This is a genomic window from Streptomyces sp. NPDC006314 (genome assembly GCF_040613075.1).
GTDB lineage: Bacteria > Actinomycetota > Actinomycetes > Streptomycetales > Streptomycetaceae > Streptomyces.
Genome location: NZ_JBEXRL010000002.1, coordinates 375139 through 396184, shown reverse-complemented (window position 1 = coordinate 396184; position 21046 = coordinate 375139). Strand labels below are relative to the sequence as shown.

Annotated in this window: 21 protein-coding genes; 9 read left to right on the top strand and 12 right to left on the bottom strand. The window is 72.6% G+C overall.

Annotation, left to right across the window (positions count from 1 at the left end):
- Nucleotides 1–5: 5 nt before the first annotated feature.
- Nucleotides 6–3263 (bottom strand): BTAD domain-containing putative transcriptional regulator, encoded by a 3258-nt coding sequence (locus ABZ079_RS04920; RefSeq protein WP_356937977.1) that lies wholly within the window; start codon nt 3261–3263, stop codon nt 6–8.
- 14 nt (nt 3264–3277) lie between these two features.
- Nucleotides 3278–3763, bottom strand: coding sequence for a DUF6578 domain-containing protein (locus tag ABZ079_RS04915; RefSeq protein WP_356937976.1), 486 nt, complete (start codon nt 3761–3763; stop codon nt 3278–3280).
- A gap of 109 nt (nt 3764–3872) precedes the next feature.
- Between ABZ079_RS04915 and ABZ079_RS04910 the strand changes: the two genes are divergently transcribed.
- Nucleotides 3873–4673, top strand: coding sequence for a site-2 protease family protein (locus ABZ079_RS04910; RefSeq protein WP_356937975.1), 801 nt, complete (start codon nt 3873–3875; stop codon nt 4671–4673).
- Here ABZ079_RS04910 and ABZ079_RS04905 read toward each other — a convergent pair.
- A complete protein-coding gene (locus ABZ079_RS04905) occupies nt 4663–4854 on the bottom strand; it encodes a hypothetical protein (protein ID WP_356937974.1) in 192 nt (63 codons plus the stop codon). The genes ABZ079_RS04910 and ABZ079_RS04905 overlap by 11 nt on opposite strands.
- Before the next feature lie 64 nt (nt 4855–4918).
- Nucleotides 4919–5623: an NADPH-dependent F420 reductase gene (gene npdG / locus ABZ079_RS04900; RefSeq protein WP_356937973.1), complete on the bottom strand. Its 705-nt coding sequence runs from the start codon at nt 5621–5623 to the stop codon at nt 4919–4921.
- A gap of 232 nt (nt 5624–5855) precedes the next feature.
- On the opposite strand from npdG, the gene ABZ079_RS04895 reads away from it, so the two are divergent.
- Complete coding sequence (locus ABZ079_RS04895) at nt 5856–6452, top strand: hypothetical protein (protein WP_356937972.1); 597 nt, start codon at nt 5856–5858, stop codon at nt 6450–6452.
- A gap of 116 nt (nt 6453–6568) precedes the next feature.
- Nucleotides 6569–7846 carry an MFS transporter gene (locus tag ABZ079_RS04890; RefSeq protein WP_356937971.1) on the top strand — a complete coding sequence of 426 codons (1278 nt, stop codon included), beginning with the start codon at nt 6569–6571 and terminating at the stop codon, nt 7844–7846.
- On the opposite strand, the gene ABZ079_RS04885 is transcribed toward ABZ079_RS04890, so the two are convergent.
- Nucleotides 7847–8080, bottom strand: coding sequence for a hypothetical protein (locus ABZ079_RS04885; RefSeq protein WP_356937970.1), 234 nt, complete (start codon nt 8078–8080; stop codon nt 7847–7849).
- A 58-nt stretch (nt 8081–8138) separates the two neighbouring features.
- Between ABZ079_RS04885 and map the strand changes: the two genes are divergently transcribed.
- Together map and ABZ079_RS04875 are read left to right on the top strand one after the other, a co-directional pair.
- Nucleotides 8139–8996: a type I methionyl aminopeptidase gene (map, locus tag ABZ079_RS04880; RefSeq protein WP_356937969.1), complete on the top strand. Its 858-nt coding sequence runs from the start codon at nt 8139–8141 to the stop codon at nt 8994–8996.
- 112 nt (nt 8997–9108) lie between these two features.
- Nucleotides 9109–9756 carry a biliverdin-producing heme oxygenase gene (locus ABZ079_RS04875; protein ID WP_356937968.1) on the top strand — a complete coding sequence of 216 codons (648 nt, stop codon included), beginning with the start codon at nt 9109–9111 and terminating at the stop codon, nt 9754–9756.
- Nucleotides 9757–9867: 111 nt separating this feature from the next.
- Here the strand turns inward: ABZ079_RS04875 and ABZ079_RS04870 are convergent, their stop codons facing one another.
- Both ABZ079_RS04870 and ABZ079_RS04865 read right to left on the bottom strand, forming a co-directional pair.
- Nucleotides 9868–10512 (bottom strand): PhzF family phenazine biosynthesis protein, encoded by a 645-nt coding sequence (locus tag ABZ079_RS04870; protein ID WP_356937967.1) that lies wholly within the window; start codon nt 10510–10512, stop codon nt 9868–9870.
- Nucleotides 10505–11395: a hypothetical protein gene (locus tag ABZ079_RS04865; RefSeq protein ID WP_356937966.1), complete on the bottom strand. Its 891-nt coding sequence runs from the start codon at nt 11393–11395 to the stop codon at nt 10505–10507. Before ABZ079_RS04865 ends, ABZ079_RS04870 begins: the two co-directional genes overlap by 8 nt.
- A gap of 185 nt (nt 11396–11580) precedes the next feature.
- On the opposite strand from ABZ079_RS04865, the gene efeO reads away from it, so the two are divergent.
- Genes efeO through ABZ079_RS04845 form a run of 4 tightly spaced genes read left to right on the top strand, consistent with a single transcriptional unit; the run spans nt 11581 to nt 15833 of the window.
- Nucleotides 11581–12717 (top strand): iron uptake system protein EfeO, encoded by a 1137-nt coding sequence (efeO, locus tag ABZ079_RS04860; RefSeq protein ID WP_356937965.1) that lies wholly within the window; start codon nt 11581–11583, stop codon nt 12715–12717.
- A gap of 19 nt (nt 12718–12736) precedes the next feature.
- Nucleotides 12737–14005, top strand: a complete 1269-nt coding sequence (efeB, locus tag ABZ079_RS04855) for an iron uptake transporter deferrochelatase/peroxidase subunit (RefSeq protein ID WP_356937964.1) — start codon at nt 12737–12739, stop codon at nt 14003–14005.
- A 3-nt stretch (nt 14006–14008) separates the two neighbouring features.
- Nucleotides 14009–14881 (top strand): iron uptake transporter permease EfeU, encoded by an 873-nt coding sequence (gene efeU, locus ABZ079_RS04850; protein WP_356937963.1) that lies wholly within the window; start codon nt 14009–14011, stop codon nt 14879–14881.
- Entirely contained in the window at nt 14841–15833 is a 993-nt protein-coding gene (locus tag ABZ079_RS04845) for a hypothetical protein (protein ID WP_356937962.1), read from the top strand. Before efeU ends, ABZ079_RS04845 begins: the two co-directional genes overlap by 41 nt.
- Nucleotides 15834–15869: 36 nt before the next feature.
- On the opposite strand, the gene ABZ079_RS04840 is transcribed toward ABZ079_RS04845, so the two are convergent.
- The 5 genes from ABZ079_RS04840 to ABZ079_RS04820 form a co-directional block, all read right to left on the bottom strand.
- Nucleotides 15870–16604 (bottom strand): bifunctional DNA primase/polymerase, encoded by a 735-nt coding sequence (locus ABZ079_RS04840; protein WP_356937961.1) that lies wholly within the window; start codon nt 16602–16604, stop codon nt 15870–15872.
- 138 nt (nt 16605–16742) lie between these two features.
- The gene (locus tag ABZ079_RS04835) at nt 16743–17357 is read right to left on the bottom strand and encodes a TetR/AcrR family transcriptional regulator (protein WP_356937960.1); all 615 of its coding nucleotides are present in this window, start codon (nt 17355–17357) and stop codon (nt 16743–16745) included.
- A 31-nt stretch (nt 17358–17388) separates the two neighbouring features.
- Nucleotides 17389–18384: a small ribosomal subunit Rsm22 family protein gene (locus ABZ079_RS04830; protein ID WP_356937959.1), complete on the bottom strand. Its 996-nt coding sequence runs from the start codon at nt 18382–18384 to the stop codon at nt 17389–17391.
- 95 nt (nt 18385–18479) lie between these two features.
- On the bottom strand, nt 18480–19661 hold the full coding sequence (locus ABZ079_RS04825; RefSeq protein ID WP_356937958.1) for a serine hydrolase domain-containing protein: 1182 nt from the start codon (nt 19659–19661) through the stop codon (nt 18480–18482).
- A complete protein-coding gene (locus ABZ079_RS04820) occupies nt 19601–20908 on the bottom strand; it encodes a multidrug effflux MFS transporter (RefSeq protein WP_356937957.1) in 1308 nt (435 codons plus the stop codon). Before ABZ079_RS04820 ends, ABZ079_RS04825 begins: the two co-directional genes overlap by 61 nt.
- Between the last annotated feature and the right edge of the window lie 138 nt (nt 20909–21046).

Sequence of the window (21046 nt, the reverse complement as noted above, 5' to 3'; positions counted from 1 at the left end):
GTGCCTCAGACCAGGGCGGTGGCCTCCGCGAGGGAGAGGCCACCGCCCTCGGCGTACACGGCCTCGTACGCCCGCCCGGCGAGGTTCTCGCGGATGCGGGTCTCGGTCATGCCGTACACCCGGCGTTCCACTCCGGAGGCGACATGACCGGACGGCAGCAGCGCGTCGGCGGCGGCCAGGCAGCGGGCGGCGTCGGGGGCGCGGCTGCCGCCGTCGACGCGGGCGAGGGCCATCGCCGCGATGGTGAGGCAGCTGGAGTGCAGGTGCGGGATGACGGTCTGGGACAGCGGGTCGGCGGCGAGCCGCAGCGCCTTGCGCACCCGGGCCAGCGCGTCCTCGGTCCGGTCGTCGAGGGCGTCCACCCAGGCCTCCTGGCAGAGGATCACGGCGTCGAAGACGACGAAGTGCGCGATTTTGAACTCCTCGCGCAGCAGCCGGAGCTGTTCGCGTGCCTCGGCGGTGCGGCCGGTCAGGCCGAGCCAGCAGGCGAGAAAGAGCCGGGCGGCGGGCATCGCCTCGGTGAAGGAGCCCTCCTGGCTCGCGATGACGTCCCGCAGCAGCCGCTCGCCGCGCTCGATCTCGCCCGCCTCCATGAGCACGCTGCCGAGGCGGGAGCGGAGCACGGCCATCTGGGCGCGGGCACCGAGGCGTTCGGCGTGGTCGATGGCCGCCTCGTAGTCGGCGGCGGCCTCACGGTAGGCGCCCTTGCGTTCGCGGGCCTCGCCGCGGGCGGACAGGGCCTCGGCGGTGCCCCAGGCGTCGCCGAGGCGGCGGTAGATCTCCAAGGACTCGTCGGCGTCGCGGGTGGCGTCCCCGGCCCAGGCGGTGCGGTTGGCGAGGAGGTTGGCGCGCAGTTGCAGGGCGCCGGCCAGTTCCCACTCGTAGCCGGGGGTGTCCCGGCAGGTCTGCACGGTCGCGTCGAGGATGATCCGCATCCGGTCGGCGCCGCAGGTCAGCATCTCGGCGAAGAACCACAGCAGACCCGGGGCGCGGCAGGTCTGCGGCAACCCGGGCTCGTAGACCCGGGTGATGGTGCGGAGCTTGGCCTGGGCCTCGGGGTTCTGCCAGGCCTCCAGCTCGGTGTCCATACAGGCGAGGTGGGCCAGGTGAACGCCGCGCCGGGCCTCGGCGAGGACCTCCCCGGAGTACGGGGGCGGGGTGTCGGTGCAGCGTCGCCACACCGGACGGGCGCGGCGGACCGGTTCGGTGAACGGGTCGGGGCCGATCGCCATCGCTTCCTGGCACCAGGTGCGGGTCTCGATGCGCTGGTCGCGCATCTGCCAGAACCAGTGCAGGGACAGCACCAGGCACAGCGCCTCCTGCTCGTCGCGCAGGGCGACGGCGTGCCGGAGGGCGGTGCGCAGGTTCTCGTACTCCATCTGGAGCCGGTCGATCGCGGCGCGCTGTTCGGAGCCACGCAGCAACGGGTCGGTGGTGCGGGCGAGTTCACGGTAGTACGTGAGGTGGGCGCGTTCGGCCTCGGTACGGCACCCGGCCTGGTCGAGCCGTTCGGCGGCGTACTCGGCGACGGTCTCCAGCAGCCGGTAGCGCATCGCGCCCCCGGCCGAGGGCGCGGCCACCACCAGGGACCTGTCGACCAGGGAGCCGAGCGCGTCCAGGGCGTCCGGGCCGCACACGGCCTCGGCGGCGGCCAGGTCGCAGCCGCCGGCGAAGACCGACAGCCGGGCCAGCACGTCCCGTTCCTCCTCGCCCAGCAGATCCCAGGACCAGTCCACGACGGCTCTGAGGGTCTGCTGGCGGGGCAGCAGGGTGCGGCTGCCGGAGGTGAGCAGCCGGAAACGGTCGTCGAGCCGGTCCGCTATCTGGCGGGGGGTCAGCATGCGGAAGCGGGCCGCCGCGAGTTCGATGGCGAGGGGCAGTCCGTCGAGCCGTCGGCAGATCTCGGCGCAGGCCTCGGGATCGTCCTCGACCCGGAACCCGGGACGGGCCGCCGCGCCCCGCTCGGCGAGCAGCCGCAGCGCGACCGGCTCGGGCAGCGGCTCCACCGGCCGCACCAGTTCCCCCGGCACACCGAGGGGTTCACGGCTGGTGGCGAGGACGGTCAGCTCCGGGCAGCGGGCCAGCAGACGCTCGGTCAGCCGGGCGGCGGCCTCCACGACGTGCTCGCAGTTGTCGAGGATGATCAGCATCCGGCGCCGGGCACAGTGCTCCACGAGCCGTTCGAGGGGGTCGCCGTGCCGGTCGGCGACCGCGCGCATGCTGTCGACTCCGGCGCCGTGCAGGACGGTCTCGCGGGCGCCGATCGCGGTGAGCACGGCCTGCGGTACGGCGCCCGGGTCGTCCACGGGCGCCAGTTCGGCCAGCCACGCCCCGTCCCGGACGGTGTGCCGTACCGCCTCGGCGGCCTCCTGGGACAGCCGGGTCTTCCCGGCGCCGCCGGGTCCGAGCAGGGTGACGAGACGGGCGGCCGCGAGATCGGCGCCGATGGCCTCGATGTCGGCTTCCCGGCCGACGAAGGAGGTGAGCCGGGCGGGCAGGTTGCCGGGCCGTGGTGCGGGCCGCGTGTCCGACGGCGCCTCGCTCAGCAACTCGGCGTGCAGGGCGCGCAGTTCGGTGCCGGGGTCGGAGCCGAGCCGGTCCGCGAGCAACCGGCGTACCTCCTCGTAGCCGGCGAGGGCCTGGGCCGGGCGGCCGGCGTCGCGCAGGGCACGCAGCCGCAGAGCCTGCAACGGCTCGTCCAGCGGGTGGCTGTCGCACAGGGCGGTCAGTTCGGGCAGCGACTGCTCGGCCTGCCCGAGGGCCAGGGCGGCGGTGTGCCGGGCGCGCAGGGCGTCGAGGCGGCGGGTCTCCCAGCGGGCCGCCTCGGCGGTGTGGCCGGGCAGGTCGGCGAGGGCGGGGCCGTGCCACAGGGCGAGGGCGTCGTCGAGGACGGCGGCGGCCTTGGCCGGGTCTCCGTCGGCGAGGGCGCGCAGGCCGTCGCCGGTGAGCCGGTCGAAGCGGGTGAGGTCGACGTCGTCGGGCGCGGCGGTGAGCCGGTACCCGCCGTCGGCGGAGGCGACGGCGTCCGCGCCGAGGGCCCGCCGCAGCCGGCCGACGAGCGCCTGGAGCGCGCCACCGGCGTCGGCGGGCGGGCCGGCGTCCCACACCTCGTCGACGAGTACACCGACCGGGACGGTCCGGCCGGCCCGGAGCGCGAGCACGCTCAGCAGGGCACGCAGCCGCGCCCCGCCGACCGGGACGGGCCTGCCGTCGGGGCGGATTGCCTGGGTGGTTCCGAGCAGCCGATAACGCACGGGGTCCATTGTCCTCGGAGCGGTCAGCGGCGGTCACCGGGTTGCGGCGGCGTGCCGTCCGGGACCTCCAGGGTGACGAGGACGCCGACGGCACGGCGGACACGGTACGGAACCCGCCGCGGGGGCTGCTCCTCGTCCTCGAAGCCGTCGAACCACTTCGGGCAGCCGTCGACGGTTTCCAGAGTCGGTGCGCCGGGTACCGGCTCCAGCTTGCGCCCGGTGCCGCGGAAGATCACCGTGCCGGGTTCCGGCTCGGGGTGTTCGACGGCGCGCGGGTCGTGGTGGGCCAGGTACTCCTGGTGCACCAGGTCGATGGAGCGCACCCGGCCGACCGTCTCGTGGTCGGGGCCGCCGTGGTTCTCCACCCATGACCCGGCGCCGTAGTACTCGCCCTGCGGGGTATGCGTGTCGACGGAGACCAGCTTCCAGGCCACCCGGTCGCCCACGGCGAACGGCGTGCCGCAGCACTCCATCTGCCAGTCCTCGTAGAACACCCTCGTCAGTGCCATGCCCTCACCTTCCAGGAACCGGACGGCCACCGCCAGACGTTTTCCCCACGCGTGCGCGGCCGGTACGGTCGCAGTCCCCGACCGTCCCCGGCCCCACAGGAGTCCGCCCATGGCCACCGCCACCACCCGCCACGGCGATCGGCAGGTCAGTCCCGTTTTCGTGGGGATCCTGGCCGTGACGGCGGTGACCGGCTGGGCCACGTGGACGGGGTTCGCCGCGCAGCCGGGCGTCGCGGTGTTCCTGTTCGTGACCGCGGCCTGGATCGTCTCCCTGTGCCTGCACGAGTACGCGCACGCCCGTACCGCCCTGCACAGCGGGGACATCACGGTCGGCGCGAAGGGCTACCTCACGCTGAACCCGCTGAAGTACACGCACGCGCTGCTGAGCATCGTGCTTCCGGTGCTGTTCGTGATCATGGGCGGGATCGGTCTGCCGGGCGGCGCGGTGTTCATCGAGCGCGGCCGCATCCGGGGCCGCTGGCGGCACAGCCTCGTCTCGGCGGCGGGCCCGCTGACGAACGTGCTGTTCGCGGCGGTGTGCACGGCCCCGTTCTGGCTGCACGCCCTGGACGGGGTCCCCCGCGACTTCCGGAACGCGCTGGCGTTCCTCGCCCTGCTCCAGGTGACGGCGGCGATCCTGAACTTCCTGCCGGTGCCGGGCCTGGACGGCTACGGCGTGCTGGAGCCCTGGCTGTCGTACAAGGTGAAGCGGCAGGTGGAGCCGTTCGCGCCGTTCGGTCTGCTGTTCGTGTTCGCGCTGCTGTGGGTGCCGTCGGTCAACAGCGTGTTCTTCGACGCGATCGAGGCGATCCTGCGCGGCCTGGGAGTGGACGACTTCTCCCGGTACTGCGGCCAGGAGACCTACCGCTTCTGGCAGGGCACCCCGGAGATCTGCACCCTCAGCCCGTGACGGACCCGCCCTGTTCGGCGGCGGCCCGGCCGCGCTTCACGTAGTACCAGGTCATGTTGGACGACAGACCCGCCAGCAGCACCCAGACGATTCCCAGCCAGCTGCCCTGGACGAAGGAGACGACCGCGGCGGCCACGGCGAGGACGCAGACGATCAGGGGGTAGAGGGCGATGCGGGGCATGGCGGGTGGCTCCTGTCGGGGGACACTGCTACGGGACCAGTGTCCCCCATGCCCCTGCCCGGGCTCACACGTCGGTGACGCGGAGCCCGGCGTGTGCCTTGTACCGGCGGTTGACGGAGATCAGGTTCGCGACCAGCGACTCGACCTGGTGGGCGTTGCGCAGCCGGCCCGCGAAGACGCCGCGCATGCCGGGGATGCGCCCGGCCAGCGCCTGCACGATCTCCACGTCGGCGCGCTCCTCGCCGAGCACCATCACATCGGTGTCGATCTGCTCGATCTCCGGGTCCTGGAGCAGGACGGCCGACAGATGATGGAAGGCGGCGGTGACCCGGGATTCCGGCAGCAGGGCGGCGGCCTGCTCGGCGGCGCTGCCCTCCTCAGGCCGGAGCGCGTAGGCGCCCTTCTTGTCGAAGCCGAGCGGATTGACGCAGTCCACGACGAGCTTGCCGGCCAGCTCCTCGCGCAGGGACTCGAGCGTGTCGCCGTGGCCGTCCCACGGTACGGCGACGATCACGATGTCGCTGCGGCGCGCGGTCTCGGCGTTGTCGGCACCCTCGACACCGTGGCCGAGTTCCCCGGCGGCGGACCGGGCGCGCTCGGCGGACCGGGAGCCGATGATCACCTTCTGGCCGGCCTGGGCGAGCCGGTAGGCGAGGCCCTTGCCCTGCGGTCCGGTGCCGCCGAGCACGCCGACGACGTACCCGGAGACGTCGGGCAGGTCCCAGGGGTCCTTGGCGGGGGCCTTCTGTGCGCTGTCGGTAGAGGTCATGAGCCCGACTCTACGTCCGTCACCGGGCGGCCACCGGCTCAGGTCGGCCGGTGCACGGGAACCCGGCGGAAGGTGATCGTCTCGTGGGCGCCGAAGTCACCTGTCCCGTACCGGAGCCCGGCCGCGCCCCGGCCGACACGGAGACGGGAACGGTCCGTCGCTCTACCCAGGTTGGGCGAATTCGGGGTGAACTCCACGTGAGGGGTCCCGGGTTGCGGCAGGATGCGGCCCCATGGACGCCGTACGGGTCGCGTTGCTGCGGGAAGTGCTCGCCGGGACCGAGTGGCTGGGGGCCACCCGCAGGTTCGCGGGGGTGCTGCGCGGGTCGGTGGTGGCGCACGGGGGCGGGCTGCTGCTGGTGGGCACGCCCGAGTACGAGCCCTGGCATCTGGCCGCGCACCTGGTGGACGAGGCGGCCTGGTCGGGCACGCCCGAGCTGGCGCCCACCCTGGTACGGCATCACGCGCGCCCTACCGACCCCGCGCACCTGGCCGTCGGTCCGGGCCGGATCGCGGCGGCGCGCCGCGGCGAGACCCTGCTGGTGGTGGCTCCCGAGGAGCCCGCGCCGCTGCTGGAGCATGTGCACGTGGCTCGGCGGGCCGGAGTGACGGTGCTGACGCTGGGTGCCGGCGGGGGTGAGCTTGCCGCGATGGCCCATGACACGCTGGCCGTGCCGAAGGGGGCGGAACTGGACCTGGACAGCGTGCAGCACCTGGTCAGCGCGGCGGCCGGGGAGAACGCGGGGCCTCCGAGGGCCCGCCGGGGTTTCCGTGACCGTCTGTCGAGGCTGGCGGAGATCCTGACGGCACCGCCCCCCGCCCCCTGGTGACTTCTCGCGGGCGGGTGGGTGGGAACGCCGACAGCGCGTGTGCCGACGGAGCCGGCGCAACGAGCGTGCCGAAAAGCAGTTGCCCCGCCCAGGTCGCGAGCCGAGCATGGCCCCTTGTGCTTCACGACCTCCTCCCCGACCTGGCTCCCTGGAAGGCCTCGGTCGACTTCCGGCGCCTGTGGAAGTCCGGGCTGATCAGCAACTTCGGCAGCTTCCTGACCTTCGTCGCGCTCCCCGTCCAGCTGAAGGACCTCACGGGCTCGGCGGCAGCCGTCGGTGCGGTCGGCGCCGTGGAGCTGCTGCCGCTCCTCGTGTGCGGGCTCTACGGCGGTGCCCTCGCCGACGCTCTCGACAAGCGGAAGCTCATCGTGTGGACGGAGGCCGGCCAGGGCCTGCTCAGCGCCGCCCTGCTGCTCAACGCCCTGCTTCCGCACCCCGCGGTGTGGTCGCTGTACGCCGTCGCCGCCCTCTCCTCCGCCCTGGTGTCGGTCCAGCGCCCGGCCCTCGACTCCCTGTGGCCCCGGATCGTCGCCCACGACGACATGCCCGCTGCGGCCTCGCTGAACTCACTGCGCTGGACCGTCGGTGGCGTCGCGGGCCCCGCGCTCGCGGGCGTGGTCGTCGCCTACGCGGGCCTCGGCTGGGCGTACGCCGCCGACCTTCTGACGTTCGCCGTCTCGCTGGCGTACATCGTGCGGATCGCCCCCTCCCCGGCCTCCCAGGCGGCCGGGAAGCCGTCGTTCAAGGCCATCGCGGAGGGCGCCCGGTACGCCTGGGGCCGCAAGGAACTCCTGGGCACCTACGTCGTGGACCTCGCGGCGATGTTCCTGGCCATGCCGCTCGCCGTGCTGCCGTTCCTCGCCGACGAACTGCACGCCGACTGGTCGCTCGGGTTGATGTACGCCGCCGTCCCGGCCGGGGCCCTGCTGGTGAGCCTGACCAGCGGCTGGACCTCACGGACCCACCGGCACGGGCTGCTGGTGGTGCTGTCGGCCACGGGGTGGGGCCTGGCGGTCGCGGCGGCCGGCGTCTGCGGGAACGTGTGGCTGGTCCTCGTCTTTCTGACCATCGGCGGCGGATTCGACATGGTCAGCGGGATCTTCCGGGCCGCCATGTGGAACCAGACGATCCCGGACGAGCTGCGCGGCCGGCTCGCCGGGATCGAGCTGCTGTCCTACTCGGTCGGACCACAGCTGGGCCAGGTCCGGGCCGGCGGTCTCGCCGCCTGGGCGGGCGTCAGGACCTCCGTCGTCTCCGGCGGGCTGGCGTGCGCGGGCGCCATGGGGCTGCTCGCGCTGTGCCTTCCGGGGCTCATGACGTACGACGCCCGGACCAACGAGCACGCGGTACGGATGCGCGAGCGGCGCGCGGCCGCCGCGGAAACCGTGGGCTGATCACTCCTCGTCGGCGTTCCCGGCGGCAGGCGCGTCGTGCCAGCGTGGGTCGTTCTCCCATTGCAGGTTGCGCTCGGCGGCCGTCTCCATCGCGTGCCGCGCCTCCTCGGGAGAGGCGTACGGTCCGAAGCGGTCCTTGCCCGGGCAGTCCGGGCCCTCCTCGACCTTCTTGTGCTCCAGGCAGTAGTACCACTCGCCCGGCTTGCCGGCGGTGCGCTTCTTGAACAGGGCCATGAACAGCTCCTCTCGCCATCGACATGTTCCCCCATGTCCGCTGGATAGACTCGCTGGCATGTCTGGCCAGTCGCTGCTCGTACCAGGGGAGCTGTCCCCCACCCGTTCCGTCCCCGGAAACATCCGCCGCCCCGAGTACGTCGGCAAGCCCGCACCGGCGCCGTACACCGGGCCGGAGGTGCAGACCCCGGAGACCATCGAGGCCATGCGGATCGCCGGCCGCATCGCCGCGCAGGCGATGGAGGAGGCCGCGAAGATCATCGCGCCCGGGGTCACCACGGACCAGCTGGACAAGGTCGCCCACGACTACATGTGCGACCACGGCGCCTATCCGTCCACGCTGGGCTACCGCGGCTTCCCGAAGTCCCTGTGCACCTCGGTCAACGAGGTCATCTGCCACGGCATCCCGGACTCGACGGTCCTCAGGGACGGCGACATCGTCAATCTGGACGTGACCGCGTACTTCGGCGGGGTGCACGGCGACAACAACGCCACCTACCTGGTCGGGGACGTGGACGAGGAGTCGCGGCTGCTGGTGGAGCGCACCCGTGAGGCCCTCGGCCGCGCGATCAAGGCGGTGAAGCCCGGCCGGCAGATCAACATCATCGGGCGGGTCATCGAGTCGTACGCCAAGCGCTTCGGCTACGGGGTCGTCCGTGACTTCACCGGTCACGGCATCAACTCGTCCTTCCACTCGGGGCTGATCATCCCGCACTACGACAGCCCGCACGCGACGACGGTCATGCAGCCGGGGATGACCTTCACGATCGAGCCGATGCTGACGCTGGGCACGTACGAGTACGACATGTGGGACGACGGCTGGACGGTCGTGACGAAGGACCGCAAGCGAACCGCCCAGTTCGAGCACACGCTGGTGGTGACGGACACCGGCGCGGAGATCCTGACCCTGCCCTAGCTGTTCTGTCCGGGGAGGTCGTGGACGGCTGGCCCGCTCTCTGCGGAGGGCGGGCTTTCTCTTGTAGACTTTTACCGACAGGGCGTCGGCAAGATGCTCAAGGGACGGGCTCATGGACTCCTTCTCGACCCTCATCCGCACCGCGTCGCACGAGCAGCACGCGGCGGCGAGAACGTCGCCGTTCATGAGCGACCTGCTCGGCGGCCGGCTCGGCGTGGACGCGTACGCCCGCTACACCGAGCAGCTGTGGTTCGTCTACGAGGCCCTGGAGAGCGCGGCCGGGCGGCTGGCGGCGGATCCGGTGGCCGGGCCGTTCATCCGGCTGGAGCTGCTGCGGCTGCCCGCGCTGGAACGGGACCTGGCGCATCTACGGGGACCCGGCTGGCGGGCGGGCCTGAGCGCCCTGCCCGCGACGCGGGCGTACGCCGGCCGGGTGCGGGAGTGCGCCGCGCGCTGGCCCGCCGGTTATGTCGCCCACCATTACACCCGTTACCTCGGCGATCTGTCCGGCGGGCAGATCATCCGGGACAGGGCGGAGAAGACGTGGGGTTTCGCGAAGAGGGGCGACGGAGTGCGCTTCTACGTCTTCGAGGGGGTCTCCAGCCCCGCGGCGTTCAAGCGGGGGTACCGCGAACTGCTGGACGGGATACGGGTGGACGACCTGGAGAAGCAGCGGGTCGCGGGTGAGTGCAAGCGGGCCTTCGCCCTGAACACGGCCGTCTTCCGGGCCCTGAGCGAGGAGTTCCGGCTGTCCGCGTGAGACCTGCGAGCCGAGTTCGCCGGCCCACGGGCCGCACCCCGTGCACCATCACACGCACACGCGGGTCCTCCCCGGCGGAGGCCCGGACGTCCACCCGGGCGCCCGCGTGCGTCAGCGCTCGAGGTGGACCCGTCCGCCGACCTCGATCCACCCGTGCGGCTGGGGAGCCGTGAGGATCTGGGAGCCCGCGCCCTGGGTGATGTTCAGCGCCCGGCCGAGCCGGTCGGTCAGCAGCAGGGCCGCGGCGCCCGTGGCCTCGTCCTCCTCGATGCCGTCGTTCCGGCCGGGGAAGGCGCGGGCGCGGACGCGGCCGGCCGCCTCGTCCTCCCAGGCCCAGGCGTAAAGCCACTCCCCCGGCGGCGGCACGTCGAGGGCGTCCACCTCGGCGGCGCTCGCGTACTGGCGAAGGGTGCGCGGCGGGGCCCACTCCGCGCGGGCCTCGATCCAGCTGAACTCGCCGTCCAGCCGGGCCCCGACGACTCCGGCGGGAGTGACCAGCTCGGGTACGTCGAGCAGCCAGGCGGTACCGACGCAGGGGTGACCGGCGAAGGGCAGACGCAGGGTGGGCGTGTAGATGTCGATCACCCCGCGCTCGGGATCGTCCACGAACACGGTCTCGCTGAAGCCGACTTTGGCCGCCAGCGCCTGCCGGTCGCTCCGCTCGGGCAGGACCGAGCCGTCGCGGACGACGCCGAGTTCGTTGCCGTAGCCGCCGTTCGGTCCGCAGAAGACGCGGAGTACGTCGTAGTCAGTCACGTGGGAATTGAAACATCGCGGCCCGCGCGAGCGCCTCCCAGGCGGTGGCGCCGCCGGGGAGCGGCCAGGAGCGCACACCCGACGGGTCGTAGGGAAGGCCGGCCATGGCGTCGCCGTAGCCCCGCTCCAGGGCCGCCCGCTCTCGCCCGGTCGCCGGGGTGGCGGGGCGAGCCGCCAGCCGCTCCATGTGACGCCGGTGGCCCTCGGTCACGGCCTCGGCGTCCCGGCGCCACAGTTCCTCGTCCCGCAGCCGGGTGAGCACCACGCACTGCGGGGTCCGCCCCTCCGTCAGCGCGGCCACCGCACGGTCATGGCCGTCCAGGATCACCCAGCCGTCGAGGAACGGCACCCACCACAGCAGGACGGGCGCGAGGGTGCCCTCGCGAACGTGCTTGCGGTACGCCTTCACGCGGGTGGCGTCCGGCGGGGAGAGCCGGCGCAAGGGCAGGATGCCGTGCCAGCCGCCGGCGCAGTACAGCTCGAGGCTGCCGCCGGGCCAGTCGCGGACGAGGTCGCCGGTCCAGATCGGCGGGGCGAAGGCGGTGCGCACGGAGACCTCCCAGCGACCGCCGTACAGAGGCGCCCTGTCGGCCTCCTCCAGCCATCGCGCGTACCGGTGCGTCCAGTTGACGGCCGAATTCATCTCCGCCGAACGGATGGGCGGCAGGGGTGAGCGGTAGGAGTCGAAGCGGTGCAGATGGAGGTCGCGGCAGCAGCCCTCGCCGGCGAGGCGGCCGAGCAGCACGGCCCGCTCCCCCTGCCGCAGCACCGTCAGCCGCCCCTCGTCGGCGCTCTCGAAACGGAGGGGTGGGGGGTCGAGTCGGCCCTGGATGTCCAGCACCAGCCGCCCCGGCCCCGGAAACTCCCTGCGTGCCCGGTCCATACCCCGACCCTCCCACCCCTTGACCTTCTCTTTACCCTTTGTTGGCGTCTCTTTTGAGCCAACGAGATCAAGCCGTGCCTGTGATCTATCAGTGAGAGCTGAATCACGACACGCAGGGGTATGGGTGAGGTAAGCCTCAGGTAAGTTAGGGCAGCCTCACCAGACCAGATCCGCTTGGAGCCTGCATGCGAGCCGTCCGACTGACCGTCACCGCCGCCGCCACCGCGGCCGCCCTGACCGCCCTCTCGGCCTGCACCGCGAAGAGCGATGCCAAGGACGGCGACGCCATCGAGGTCACCGCGGCCGACTCCACGTGCGAGACCTCCGCCAAGTCGGTTCCGGCCGGCCAGGTCACGCTGAAGATCCAGAACAAGGGCTCCAAGGCCACCGAGGTCGAGATCCTGTTCCCGGACGACCGGATCGTGTCCGAGAAGGAGAACATCGGCCCCGGCACCAAGTACACGCTGACCGCCGAGGTGAAGGCTGGCTCGTACGAGATCGCCTGCCGCCCCGGTATGAAGGGGCGCGGCGTCCGGCAGAAGCTCACCGTGACCGGTGGCGGTACGGCCGCCAAGCGCGATCCCAAGCTCGACAAGGCCGTCGCCGACTACCGGCAGTACGCGCAGGGCCAGGCCGACGAGACGCTGCCGCTCGTCGAGACGTTCGTGAAGGCCGTCAAGGCCGGTGACGTCGACGCCGCGAAGAAGGCCTACGCGCCCTCCCGCCTCGGCTGGGAGCGCACCGAGCCGGTCGCGGAGTCCTTCGGTGACATCGACCCGAAGGTCGACTTCCGCAAGCCCGACGTGGACGCCGGCCAGAAGTGGACCGGCTGGCACCGTCTGGAGCAGGCCCTGTGGGAGCAGAAGAAGGTCGGTGACGAGGAGAAGACCCTCGCGGACCAGCTGCTCACCGACCTGAAGGACTGGCAGAAGCGGGTCGGCACCGCCGAGATCACCCCGACCTCCATGGCCAACGGTGCCAAGGAGCTGCTGGACGAGGTCGCCACCGGCAAGGTCACCGGCGAGGAGGAGTACTACTCGCACACCGACCTGGTCGACTTCAAGGGCAACGTCGAGGGCGCGCAGAAGGCGTACGAGCTGCTCAAGCCGGTGGCCGGGAAGAACGACCCGGCGCTGGTCGGCAGGCTGGACAAGCAGTTCACGGCGCTGAACGCGCTGCTGGACAAGTACCGTTCGGACAAGACTTCCTACGAGTTCGTCTCCTACGACAAGGTCGGCAAGGAAGAGCGCAAGGAGCTGTCGGACGCGGTGAACGCGCTCGCCGAGCCGCTGTCGAAGCTCGCCGCCACGGTCGTGAAGTAAGCAGGACAGGGGCAGGGCGATGACCGAGACGCAGGAGACCAAGGACGGCAGCCCGTCGCGCCGGGCGCTGATCGGCTGGGGCGGGGCCGGGCTCGCGCTCGGTGCCGCGGCGGCCGGTGGCGCGGTGGCGATGGCCAAGGCCGGCAACGACGTGGACCCGGCCGCCGCCGAGGCGGGTGGCGCGGTGGAGTTCCACGGCGCCCACCAGGCCGGCATCGCCACCCCGGTGCAGGACCGGCTGCACTTCGCCGCGTTCGACGTGAAGACCGACGACCGCGCCGAGTTCGTGCAGATGCTGAAGGACTGGACGGAGGCGGCCCGGCGGATGACCGCGGGCAGGCCGGTCGGTGAGGGCGCCTACGGCGGGCTCGCCGAGGCCCCGCCGGACGACACCGGCGAGGCGCTGGGTCTCAAGCCGTCCCGGCTGACGCTCACGATCGGCTTCGGGCCCTCGCTGTTCGACAGGTTCGGGCTCGCGGACCGGCGGCCCGCGGCGCTGGCAGACCTGCCCCCGTTCCCCGGGGACAACCTGGAGAAGACCCGCACCGGCGGCGACCTGTGCATCCAGGCCTGCGCCGACGACCCGCAGGTCGCCGTGCACGCCATCCGCAATCTGGCCCGCATCGGCTTCGGCAAGGTCGCCGTGCGCTGGTCCCAGCTGGGCTTCGGCAAGACCTCCTCGACCACCCCGGGCGCGCAGACCCCGCGCAACCTCTTCGGTTTCAAGGACGGCACCCGCAACATCGCGGGCACCGAGACCGACCGGCTGAAGAAGTTCGTGTGGGTCGGTGACGGGGACGTCGACCGGAAGTCGGACTGGATGACCGGCGGGTCGTACCTGGTGGCCCGGCGCATCCGCATGAACATCGAGACCTGGGACCGGACCCCGCTGCAGGAGCAGGAGGACATCTTCGGGCGGGACAAGGGCGAGGGCGCCCCGGTCGGCAAGGCCAAGGAGCACGACGCGCCGTTCCTGAAGGCGATGAAGCCGGACGCGCACGTGCGGCTCGCGCACCCCGAGTCCAACGACGGGATCACCATCCTGCGCCGGGGCTACTCCTTCACGGACGGCACCGACGGCCTCGGCCGGCTGGAGGCGGGCCTGTTCTTCCTGGCCTACCAGCGGGACGTCCGCAAGGGGTTCATCCCGCTGCAGCGCCGACTCGCCGCGCACGACGCGCTCAACGAGTACATCCAGCACGTGGGTTCGGCGGTCTTCGCGGTTCCCCCCGGCGTCCGGGACTCCGGCGACTGGTGGGGGCGCGCGCTGTTCTCGAAGGAGGCATAGCCCGTGTTCTCCAACTACCTGATCGGCCTGCGCGAGGGGCTGGAGGCGTCGCTCGTCGTCTGCATCCTGATCGCCTACCTGGTCAAGACCGGCCGCAGGGACGCCATCAAGCCCATCTGGGTGGGCATCGGCATCGCGGTCGCCATCGCGATGGGCTTCGGCTGCGCCCTCGAATTCGGCTCACAGGAGATGACGTTCCAGGCGCAGGAGGCGCTCGGCGGCTCGCTGTCCGTCATCGCCGTCGGCCTGGTGACCTGGATGGTGTTCTGGATGCGGCGCACCGCCCGGCACCTGAGGTCGGAGCTGCACGGCAAGCTGGACGCGGCCCTCGCCATGGGCACCGGCGCACTGGTCGCCACCGCTTTCCTCGCCGTCGGCCGGGAGGGCCTGGAGACCGCGCTGTTCGTGTGGGCGTCGGTGCACGCGGCCTCCGACGGAACCCCGCGCCCGCTGATCGGTGTCGCCCTCGGCCTCGTCACCGCGGTCCTCCTCGGCTGGCTGTTCTACCGGGGCGCCCTGAAGATCAACCTGGCGAAGTTCTTCACCTGGACCGGCGGGATGCTGGTCGTGGTCGCGGCGGGCGTGCTGGCGTACGGCTTCCACGACCTGCAGGAGGCCGACTGGATTCCCGGCATCACCGACCTCGCCTTCGACATCAGCGACACCATCCCGCCGGACAGCTGGTACGGCACGCTGCTCAAGGGCGTCTTCAACTTCCAGCCGGACCCGACGGTCGTCCAGATCACGGTGTGGCTGCTGTACCTGATCCCGACGCTCACGATCTTCCTCGCCCCGGTAGGGTTCGCCTCCGGAAAGGGGAAGGTGAAGGAGCCCGATGACCAGGGAACGCAGCCGTCGACGGCTTCGCAGGCGTGACCGTAACGCACTCATAGCGGCCTCGCTGACCGCTTTGTCGCTGACGGCCGGTGGATGCGTGGTGGTGCACGGGGAGCGTGTGGTGCTCCCCGCCACCACGCGCGCCGAGGCCGCCAAGGCGCTCACCGCGTTCACGGACGCGTACAACAAGGCCGACAAGGCCTACGACAGCTCTCTGGACGCGCCCTACGTCACCGGCGCCCTCGCCGACATCGACTCCGCGCGGCTGAAGGCGGGCCACGTCAACAGCCCCTCGGGCAACGCGAACCACACTCCGCTGAAGCTGTCCGACCCGAAGTTCACGATCCCCAAGAAGGCCGGCTGGCCCCGCTGGTTCGTCGCCGACGCCAAGGGGAACAAGGGCGGCGACTTCCGGTGGCTGCTGGTGTTCACGCGGGGCGGGCTGGGCGAGCGCTGGCAGGTGGCGTATCTGACGCTCGTGGCGCCCGACGCCGTACCGCGGTTCAAGACGGACAAGGACGGCTGGGCCGAGGCGGTGCCGGTGGACTCGCCGCAACTGGCGGTCCGGCCGGAGGAGTTGAGCGAGAAGTACGCGGCCTACCTGAAGAGCGGCGGGAAGGACTTCGCGGACGGCCGGAACACCAGCGACCTGCGCACCAGCCGCAAGAAGGCGGCCAAGAAGCCCGGTCTGGTCCGGCAGTTCGTCGACGCACCGCTCACCCGCGGCGACTACGCGCCGCTGGCGCTGCGCACCGCGGACGGCGGGGCGCTGGTGTTCTTCACCACGCACCACTACCAGAAGCAGACGGCCGCCGCGGGCACCTCGGTGCCGGTACCGAACAAGGACGTGCAGGCCCTGACCAAGGGTGAGGTCAAGCAGTCCCTGACGCTGGAGTCGATCGCGAACGAGGCCGCGCTGGACCCGGCCGGCAGCGGTCCGGTGCGGGTGCTGGGGCAGGTTCAGGGACTGACGTCCGCACAGGGCGAGTGAGCGCCGGGCCGGGCGAGTGACCCGCCGGTCCGGTTCTCAGTGGCGCAGGGGCCAGGCCGCGCCCGCGTGGCCGGCCTCCGCGCCGGCGTGCCGGGCGCAGGCGTCGGTGAGCGCCTCCAGCAGGCTCAGCGGGTCCGGCAGCGGATGCTCCGGGCCGTGTACCCAGCGCACCGACCGGTCGTCGCCGGGCAGCCGGGCGGGCGGTACGAGGACGTAGGAGCCGCGGCAGTGCCAGCGCAGACCGGGGTGCTCGTCCATGGTCTCGGGGTGGCAGTCCAGCTCACAGGGCCACCACTCGTCCTCGTCCTCGGGGGTGCCGCGGGTGAGGGTGAAGAACAGCATGCGGCCGTCGTCGCTCTCGGCCACCGGGCCGACCTCGACACCGGCGCCGAGCAGCCGCTCCATGGCCTCGCGGCCGGCCACCAGGGGGACGTCCAGGACGTCGTGCACCATGCCGGTGGCGGTGATGAAGTTGGCCTGCGGCTGGTGCCGGGCCCAGCGCTCGATCTGGCCGCGGTCCGTCGTGGACTGCGTCTGCCAGGCGAACGACACCGGGTGCCGGGCCGGGGTGGGGCAGCCGACGCGGTCGCAGGAACAGCGGTAGCCGGGGGCGGGGTGCGCGGCGGGGGCCAGCGGCAGGCCGGCGCCGGCGGCGGCGAACAGCAGGGCCTCACGGCCGCCGTCGTCGGCGGTCTCCTTCGGGCGGCGTCCCAGCAGCCATTGGGAGAGTCTGCCCTGCCGGCCGGACCGGCCGCCGAACGTCGCGCTCATCTATCCCCTCGGTCTGGTGGTCGCCTCGCTGGTGTGCGGACAGCATGCCTCATGGTCCCACCTTTGTGTGCTTCGGGGGGCCGGTGGGCGGATAAGGGGGATGCGGGCGAGACGCGTCTCACATCCGGCGGTGGGACGTCAGCGCGGTGCGATTCCGTGCAGGGCGTACTCCACCAACGTGTCGGTGTACTCGTAGGAGATCGGGCCGGTGCGTTGCAGCCAGCGTTGCGCGAGGGGTGAGACGAACAGCTCCAGCGCGATACGCGGATCGATGTCGGCCCGTACGCCCCCGGCGTCCTGCGCGGAGCGCAGCCGGTCCGCGTACAGCTGGAGCTGCGGTTCGAGGAGCTGGGTGACGAACTCGCGGCCGAGCTGCTCGTTGACCACCCCCTCGGCGGCCAGCGCCCGCGACGGCGCCTCGAAGCGGGGGTCGAGGAGTTCGTCCACCGTCGCTCGCAGCACCGCCTTGAGGTCGGCGGCGAGGTCGCCGGTGTCCGGGAGGGCGTACGTCTCCTGCCCGGCCGCCTGTGCCGCCTGCTCGGCGAGGTCCAGGAAGGCCTCCAGCAGCACGTCCGCCTTGGAGGACCACCACCGGTAGATGGTTTGCTTGCCGACCCCGGCCCGGGCGGCGATGCCCTCGACCGTGGTCTTCGGGTAGCCGACCTCGCCTACCAGGGCGAGGGCGGCGGCGTAGATCGCCCGGCGGGACTTATCGCTGCGGCGGGTGGCGTCGGGGGCGGGCTTCTTGACCATGGGGTCGAAAGTAACAAGGCGCGCCGGGGAGCTACGCCTTGGAGTCGTACGGAGGCCAGTCATCGCCCCAGTCGGCGTCCCGGGCCGCCTTGTACAGGTCGCCGTGGCGTTTGGTGACCGTCGTACGGCGCAGTTGCTCGTCCGCCTCGCACAGGTCGAGCAGTACCTGGCCCTTGCGGATCTGCGGGCGCCGGACCACCCGGGCGGGGGCCGGCTCGACGGGCAGCCGGGTCGCGGCGACGTAGGAGAACTTCTCGTCCTCGTACGCCAGCGAGCCGCCCTTGACCTGGCGGTGCAGGGAGGAGCGGCCGACCCGGGCGGAGAAGTGGCACCAGTCCTGGCCGGGCACGATCGGGCAGGCGGCGCTGTGCGGGCAGGGGGCGGCGACGCGGAACCCGGCCCGGACCAGGCGGTCGCGGGCCTCGATGACGCGGGTGTATCCGGCAGGCGTCCCGGCCTCCACGATCACGACGGCCTGCGCGGCGGTGGCGGCGGCGTCGACGAGGGCGGCACGGTCGGGCTCGGAGAGTTCGTTGAGGACGTAGGAGACCGTGACCAGATCGGTGGTGTCGAGGGTGAGGACGGGGCCGATCCGCGCGCGCTGCCAGCGGGCCTCGTCGAGCGCCGGGTTGGCGCCGGCGATCTCCCGGCCGAGGGCGAGCGCGGGCTCGGCCCAGTCCAGCACGGTGACGCTGCGCTCGCCGGGCCAGGTCGCCGTGACGGCCCAGGTCGCGGCGCCGGTGCCGCCGCCGACGTCCACATGGCTGCCGGGTGTCCAGCCGGGCACCGCGTCCGCGAACGCCGCCAGTGCCGAGTGGACGGCCGCGAAGGTGGCCGGCATCCGGTACGCGGCGTACGCGGCCACGTCGGCGCGGTCGCGGAGGATGGGCGCGTCGGTGGGGGTGGCTCCGCGGTAGTTGGCGATCAGCCGGTCCACGGCGCGGGCCACGTCCGTGGGGGGCAGACCGTCCAGCAGCTCGGCCAGCGCGGTGCGGAGTCGCTCCGCCGGGCGTACGGGGTCGTTCACCCGGCGATTCTACGGCGCCCGGTGCCGGTGCCGGCCTCGCCGGCAGCCCCCGTCCGCCCACCGCCCACCCGACTCGGCCGGCCGAGGGGTGAGGTTCAGATCACCGCCCGTGCCAGGTGCGTGCCCAGCGACGCCCTCGGTCTGCTGTCCGGCGGCCGGCGCCGTGGGTGGACCGTGTTGGCCAGCAGCACCAGGAACGTGTCCGTCGCCGGGTCCAGGACCAGGGAGGTGCCGGTGAAGCCGGTGTGGCCCGCCGCGCCCCGGCCCGCCAGCTCCCCCATGAACCAGGGCTGGTCCAGGGCGAAGCCCAGTCCCGGCGGGGCGAACAGCAGCTCGACGAAGTCGGGGCCCAGGATGCGCGCGGGGCCGTAGGAGCCGCCCGCGAGCAGGGCCCGGCAGAAGACCGCCAGGTCGCGTGCGGTGGAGAACAGACCCGCGTGCCCGGCGACCCCGCCGAGCGCCCAGGCGTTCTCGTCGTGGACCACGCCCCGCAGCAGGCCCCGGTCTGCCTTGGCCCATGGCCGCCGCTGGTCCTCGGTGGCCGCCGCGCCCGGGCAGGGGCCGAAGGCGGTGGCGGTCATGCCGAGCGGCCGGGTGATGCCGTCCTGGACGAGGAGGTCGAGGGTGCGGCCGGTGAGGCGCTCCAGCACGCACTGCAGCAGGAGCATGTTCAGGTCCGAGTACAGGTACGTGCCCGGTTCCGCGGTCGGTGCTTCCGCCCGCAGCATGGCCATCCTGGCCTCGTCGTCCGGGCACTCGTACAGGGGGAGGTCGGGGCGCAGCCCGGAGGTGTGGGTGAGCAGCTGCCGCACGGTGATGCCGTAGGCGGCGGCGGCCCGGAAGTCGGGCAGGTAGTCGCCGATCCGGGCGTTCATGCCGAGGGTGCCGCGTTCGATCTGCTGCACGGCGGCGACGGACGTGAACAGCTTGGTGAGGGAGGCCAGGTCGAAGGGCGTGCCGACGGTGACCGGGACCCGGGCGGTGGGCGGCAGTTCGACACCGGTGTCGGTCTCGGGGTCGTAGGAGGCGTAGCGCACCGCCCAGCCCGCGGCCTCGGCCACGGCGATCACGGGTCCGCGTCCGGCCAGCACGACGGCGCCGGCCGCCCAGGGGCGGTCTCCGGCGGTGAGGGCCTGCACCTCGCCGACCATGTGCCCGAGTTCCACCGGGTCGAGCCCGGCCCGTTCCGGCGTGTCGGCGCGCAGTCTGGGTGCGCTCAGTTCTCGTCTCCCTCCGACCCCGCACGTGTGTTCCGGCGCGTGCTCCAGGGACGGCACATTCCCACGAAGCAGGCCGCCGCGACCAGCGATCCCGAAAGTTGGACGACGGCCATGGGCACGGCGGTGTGCTCTCCGGCGATGCCGACCAGCGGGGAGGCGACCGCGCCGACGAGGAAGGAGGAGGTGCCGAGCAGCGCGGAGGCGGAGCCGGCGGCGTGCCGGATGCGCAGCAGGGCGAGGGACTGGGCGTTGGGCAGGGTGACGCCCATCGCGGACATCAGCACGAAGAGCGCGGCGGCCACGGGGGCGAGGCCGACCTCGCCGAAGACGCCGGCGGACATCAGCAGCAGGGCGGTCGAGGCGAGCACGATCACCGCCAGGCCGGCCGCGAGCACCTTGTCCAGACTGACCCGGCCGACCAGCACCTTGCCGTTGACCTGCCCGGCGGCCACCAGTCCGACGGAGTTCAGGCCGAACAGCAGGCTGAAGGTCTGCGGGGAGGCGCCGTAGATCTCCTGGATGACGAACGGCGAGGCGGACACGTAGGCGAACAGCGCGGCGAAGGCGAAGCCGCCCGCGAGCATGTAGCCGGTGAAAGGCAGGTCGGCGAGGAGGCCGCGCATGGCGCGCAGGGCCTCCCGCATGCCCCCGCTGTGTCTTTCGGCGGGCGGCAGGGTCTCCGGCAGCCGTACCCAGACCAGGGCGCCGAGCACGGCTCCGACCGCGGCGAGCACCACGAACACGCCCCGCCAGTCCGTCACCCGCAGGATCTGCCCGCCGATGAGCGGCGCCACGATGGGGGCGGCCCCGGAGATCAGCATCAGGGTGGAGAAGAAGCGGGCCATGGCGGCCCCGTCGTACAGGTCGCGCACGACGGCCCGCGCGATGACGACGCCGGCCGCTCCGGCGAGGCCCTGCACCAGCCGGAAGGCGATCAGCGTCTCGGCGGTGGGCGCCAGGGCGCACAGGGCGGTGGCGGCGAGGTAGACGGCGAGGCCGATGAGCAGCGGGCGGCGGCGGCCCCAGCGGTCGCTCAGGGGGCCCACGACCAGTTGTCCGAGCCCGAGGCCGGCCATGCACGCGGTGAGGGTGAGCTGGACGGTGACGGCGGGGGCGTGCAGGGAGCGGGTGACCTCCGGCAGGGACGGAAGGTACATGTCCATCGCGAGCGGGGTCGTCGCGGTGAGGCAGCCGAGCAGGAAGGTGACGAGCGGGCCCGTGCGGTGCGTGCCGCGGACCGGCGACGGTGTGGAGGTGGACGTGTGTTCCCTTTCCGGTGTGGGTGGCGCCGTGTGCTCCGGCATGTGCCCTCCCTCTGTGCCCCTCGGTGAGACGACCTCGCTGACGCGACCGGCACCTATGCTCTCAGCTCGTACACACTGCCGGGGAACGCGTGAGCGAGGGCGGGCGATGAGTGAGCAGCGTGTGCGCTGGGGGCTTAT

Bases quoted from the DNA above. Each gene is read 5' to 3' on its own strand.
- ABZ079_RS04910 (WP_356937975.1), top strand. From the start codon at position 3,873: ATGGCCACCGCCACCACCCGCCACGGCGATCGGCAGGTCAGTCCCGTT.
- map (WP_356937969.1), top strand. From the start codon at position 8,139: ATGTCTGGCCAGTCGCTGCTCGTACCAGGGGAGCTGTCCCCCACCCGT.
- ABZ079_RS04845 (WP_356937962.1), top strand. From the start codon at position 14,841: ATGACCAGGGAACGCAGCCGTCGACGGCTTCGCAGGCGTGACCGTAAC.
- ABZ079_RS04865 (WP_356937966.1), bottom strand. From the start codon at position 11,395: ATGGACCGGGCACGCAGGGAGTTTCCGGGGCCGGGGCGGCTGGTGCTG.
- ABZ079_RS04885 (WP_356937970.1), bottom strand. From the start codon at position 8,080: ATGGCCCTGTTCAAGAAGCGCACCGCCGGCAAGCCGGGCGAGTGGTAC.
- ABZ079_RS04835 (WP_356937960.1), bottom strand. From the start codon at position 17,357: ATGGTCAAGAAGCCCGCCCCCGACGCCACCCGCCGCAGCGATAAGTCC.
- ABZ079_RS04915 (WP_356937976.1), bottom strand. From the start codon at position 3,763: ATGGCACTGACGAGGGTGTTCTACGAGGACTGGCAGATGGAGTGCTGC.
- efeB (WP_356937964.1), top strand. From the start codon at position 12,737: ATGACCGAGACGCAGGAGACCAAGGACGGCAGCCCGTCGCGCCGGGCG.
- ABZ079_RS04820 (WP_356937957.1), bottom strand. From the start codon at position 20,908: ATGCCGGAGCACACGGCGCCACCCACACCGGAAAGGGAACACACGTCC.
- ABZ079_RS04895 (WP_356937972.1), top strand. From the start codon at position 5,856: ATGGACGCCGTACGGGTCGCGTTGCTGCGGGAAGTGCTCGCCGGGACC.
- npdG (WP_356937973.1), bottom strand. From the start codon at position 5,623: ATGACCTCTACCGACAGCGCACAGAAGGCCCCCGCCAAGGACCCCTGG.
- ABZ079_RS04920 (WP_356937977.1), bottom strand. From the start codon at position 3,263: ATGGACCCCGTGCGTTATCGGCTGCTCGGAACCACCCAGGCAATCCGC.
- ABZ079_RS04875 (WP_356937968.1), top strand. From the start codon at position 9,109: ATGGACTCCTTCTCGACCCTCATCCGCACCGCGTCGCACGAGCAGCAC.
- ABZ079_RS04840 (WP_356937961.1), bottom strand. From the start codon at position 16,604: ATGAGCGCGACGTTCGGCGGCCGGTCCGGCCGGCAGGGCAGACTCTCC.
- ABZ079_RS04905 (WP_356937974.1), bottom strand. From the start codon at position 4,854: ATGCCCCGCATCGCCCTCTACCCCCTGATCGTCTGCGTCCTCGCCGTG.
- efeO (WP_356937965.1), top strand. From the start codon at position 11,581: ATGCGAGCCGTCCGACTGACCGTCACCGCCGCCGCCACCGCGGCCGCC.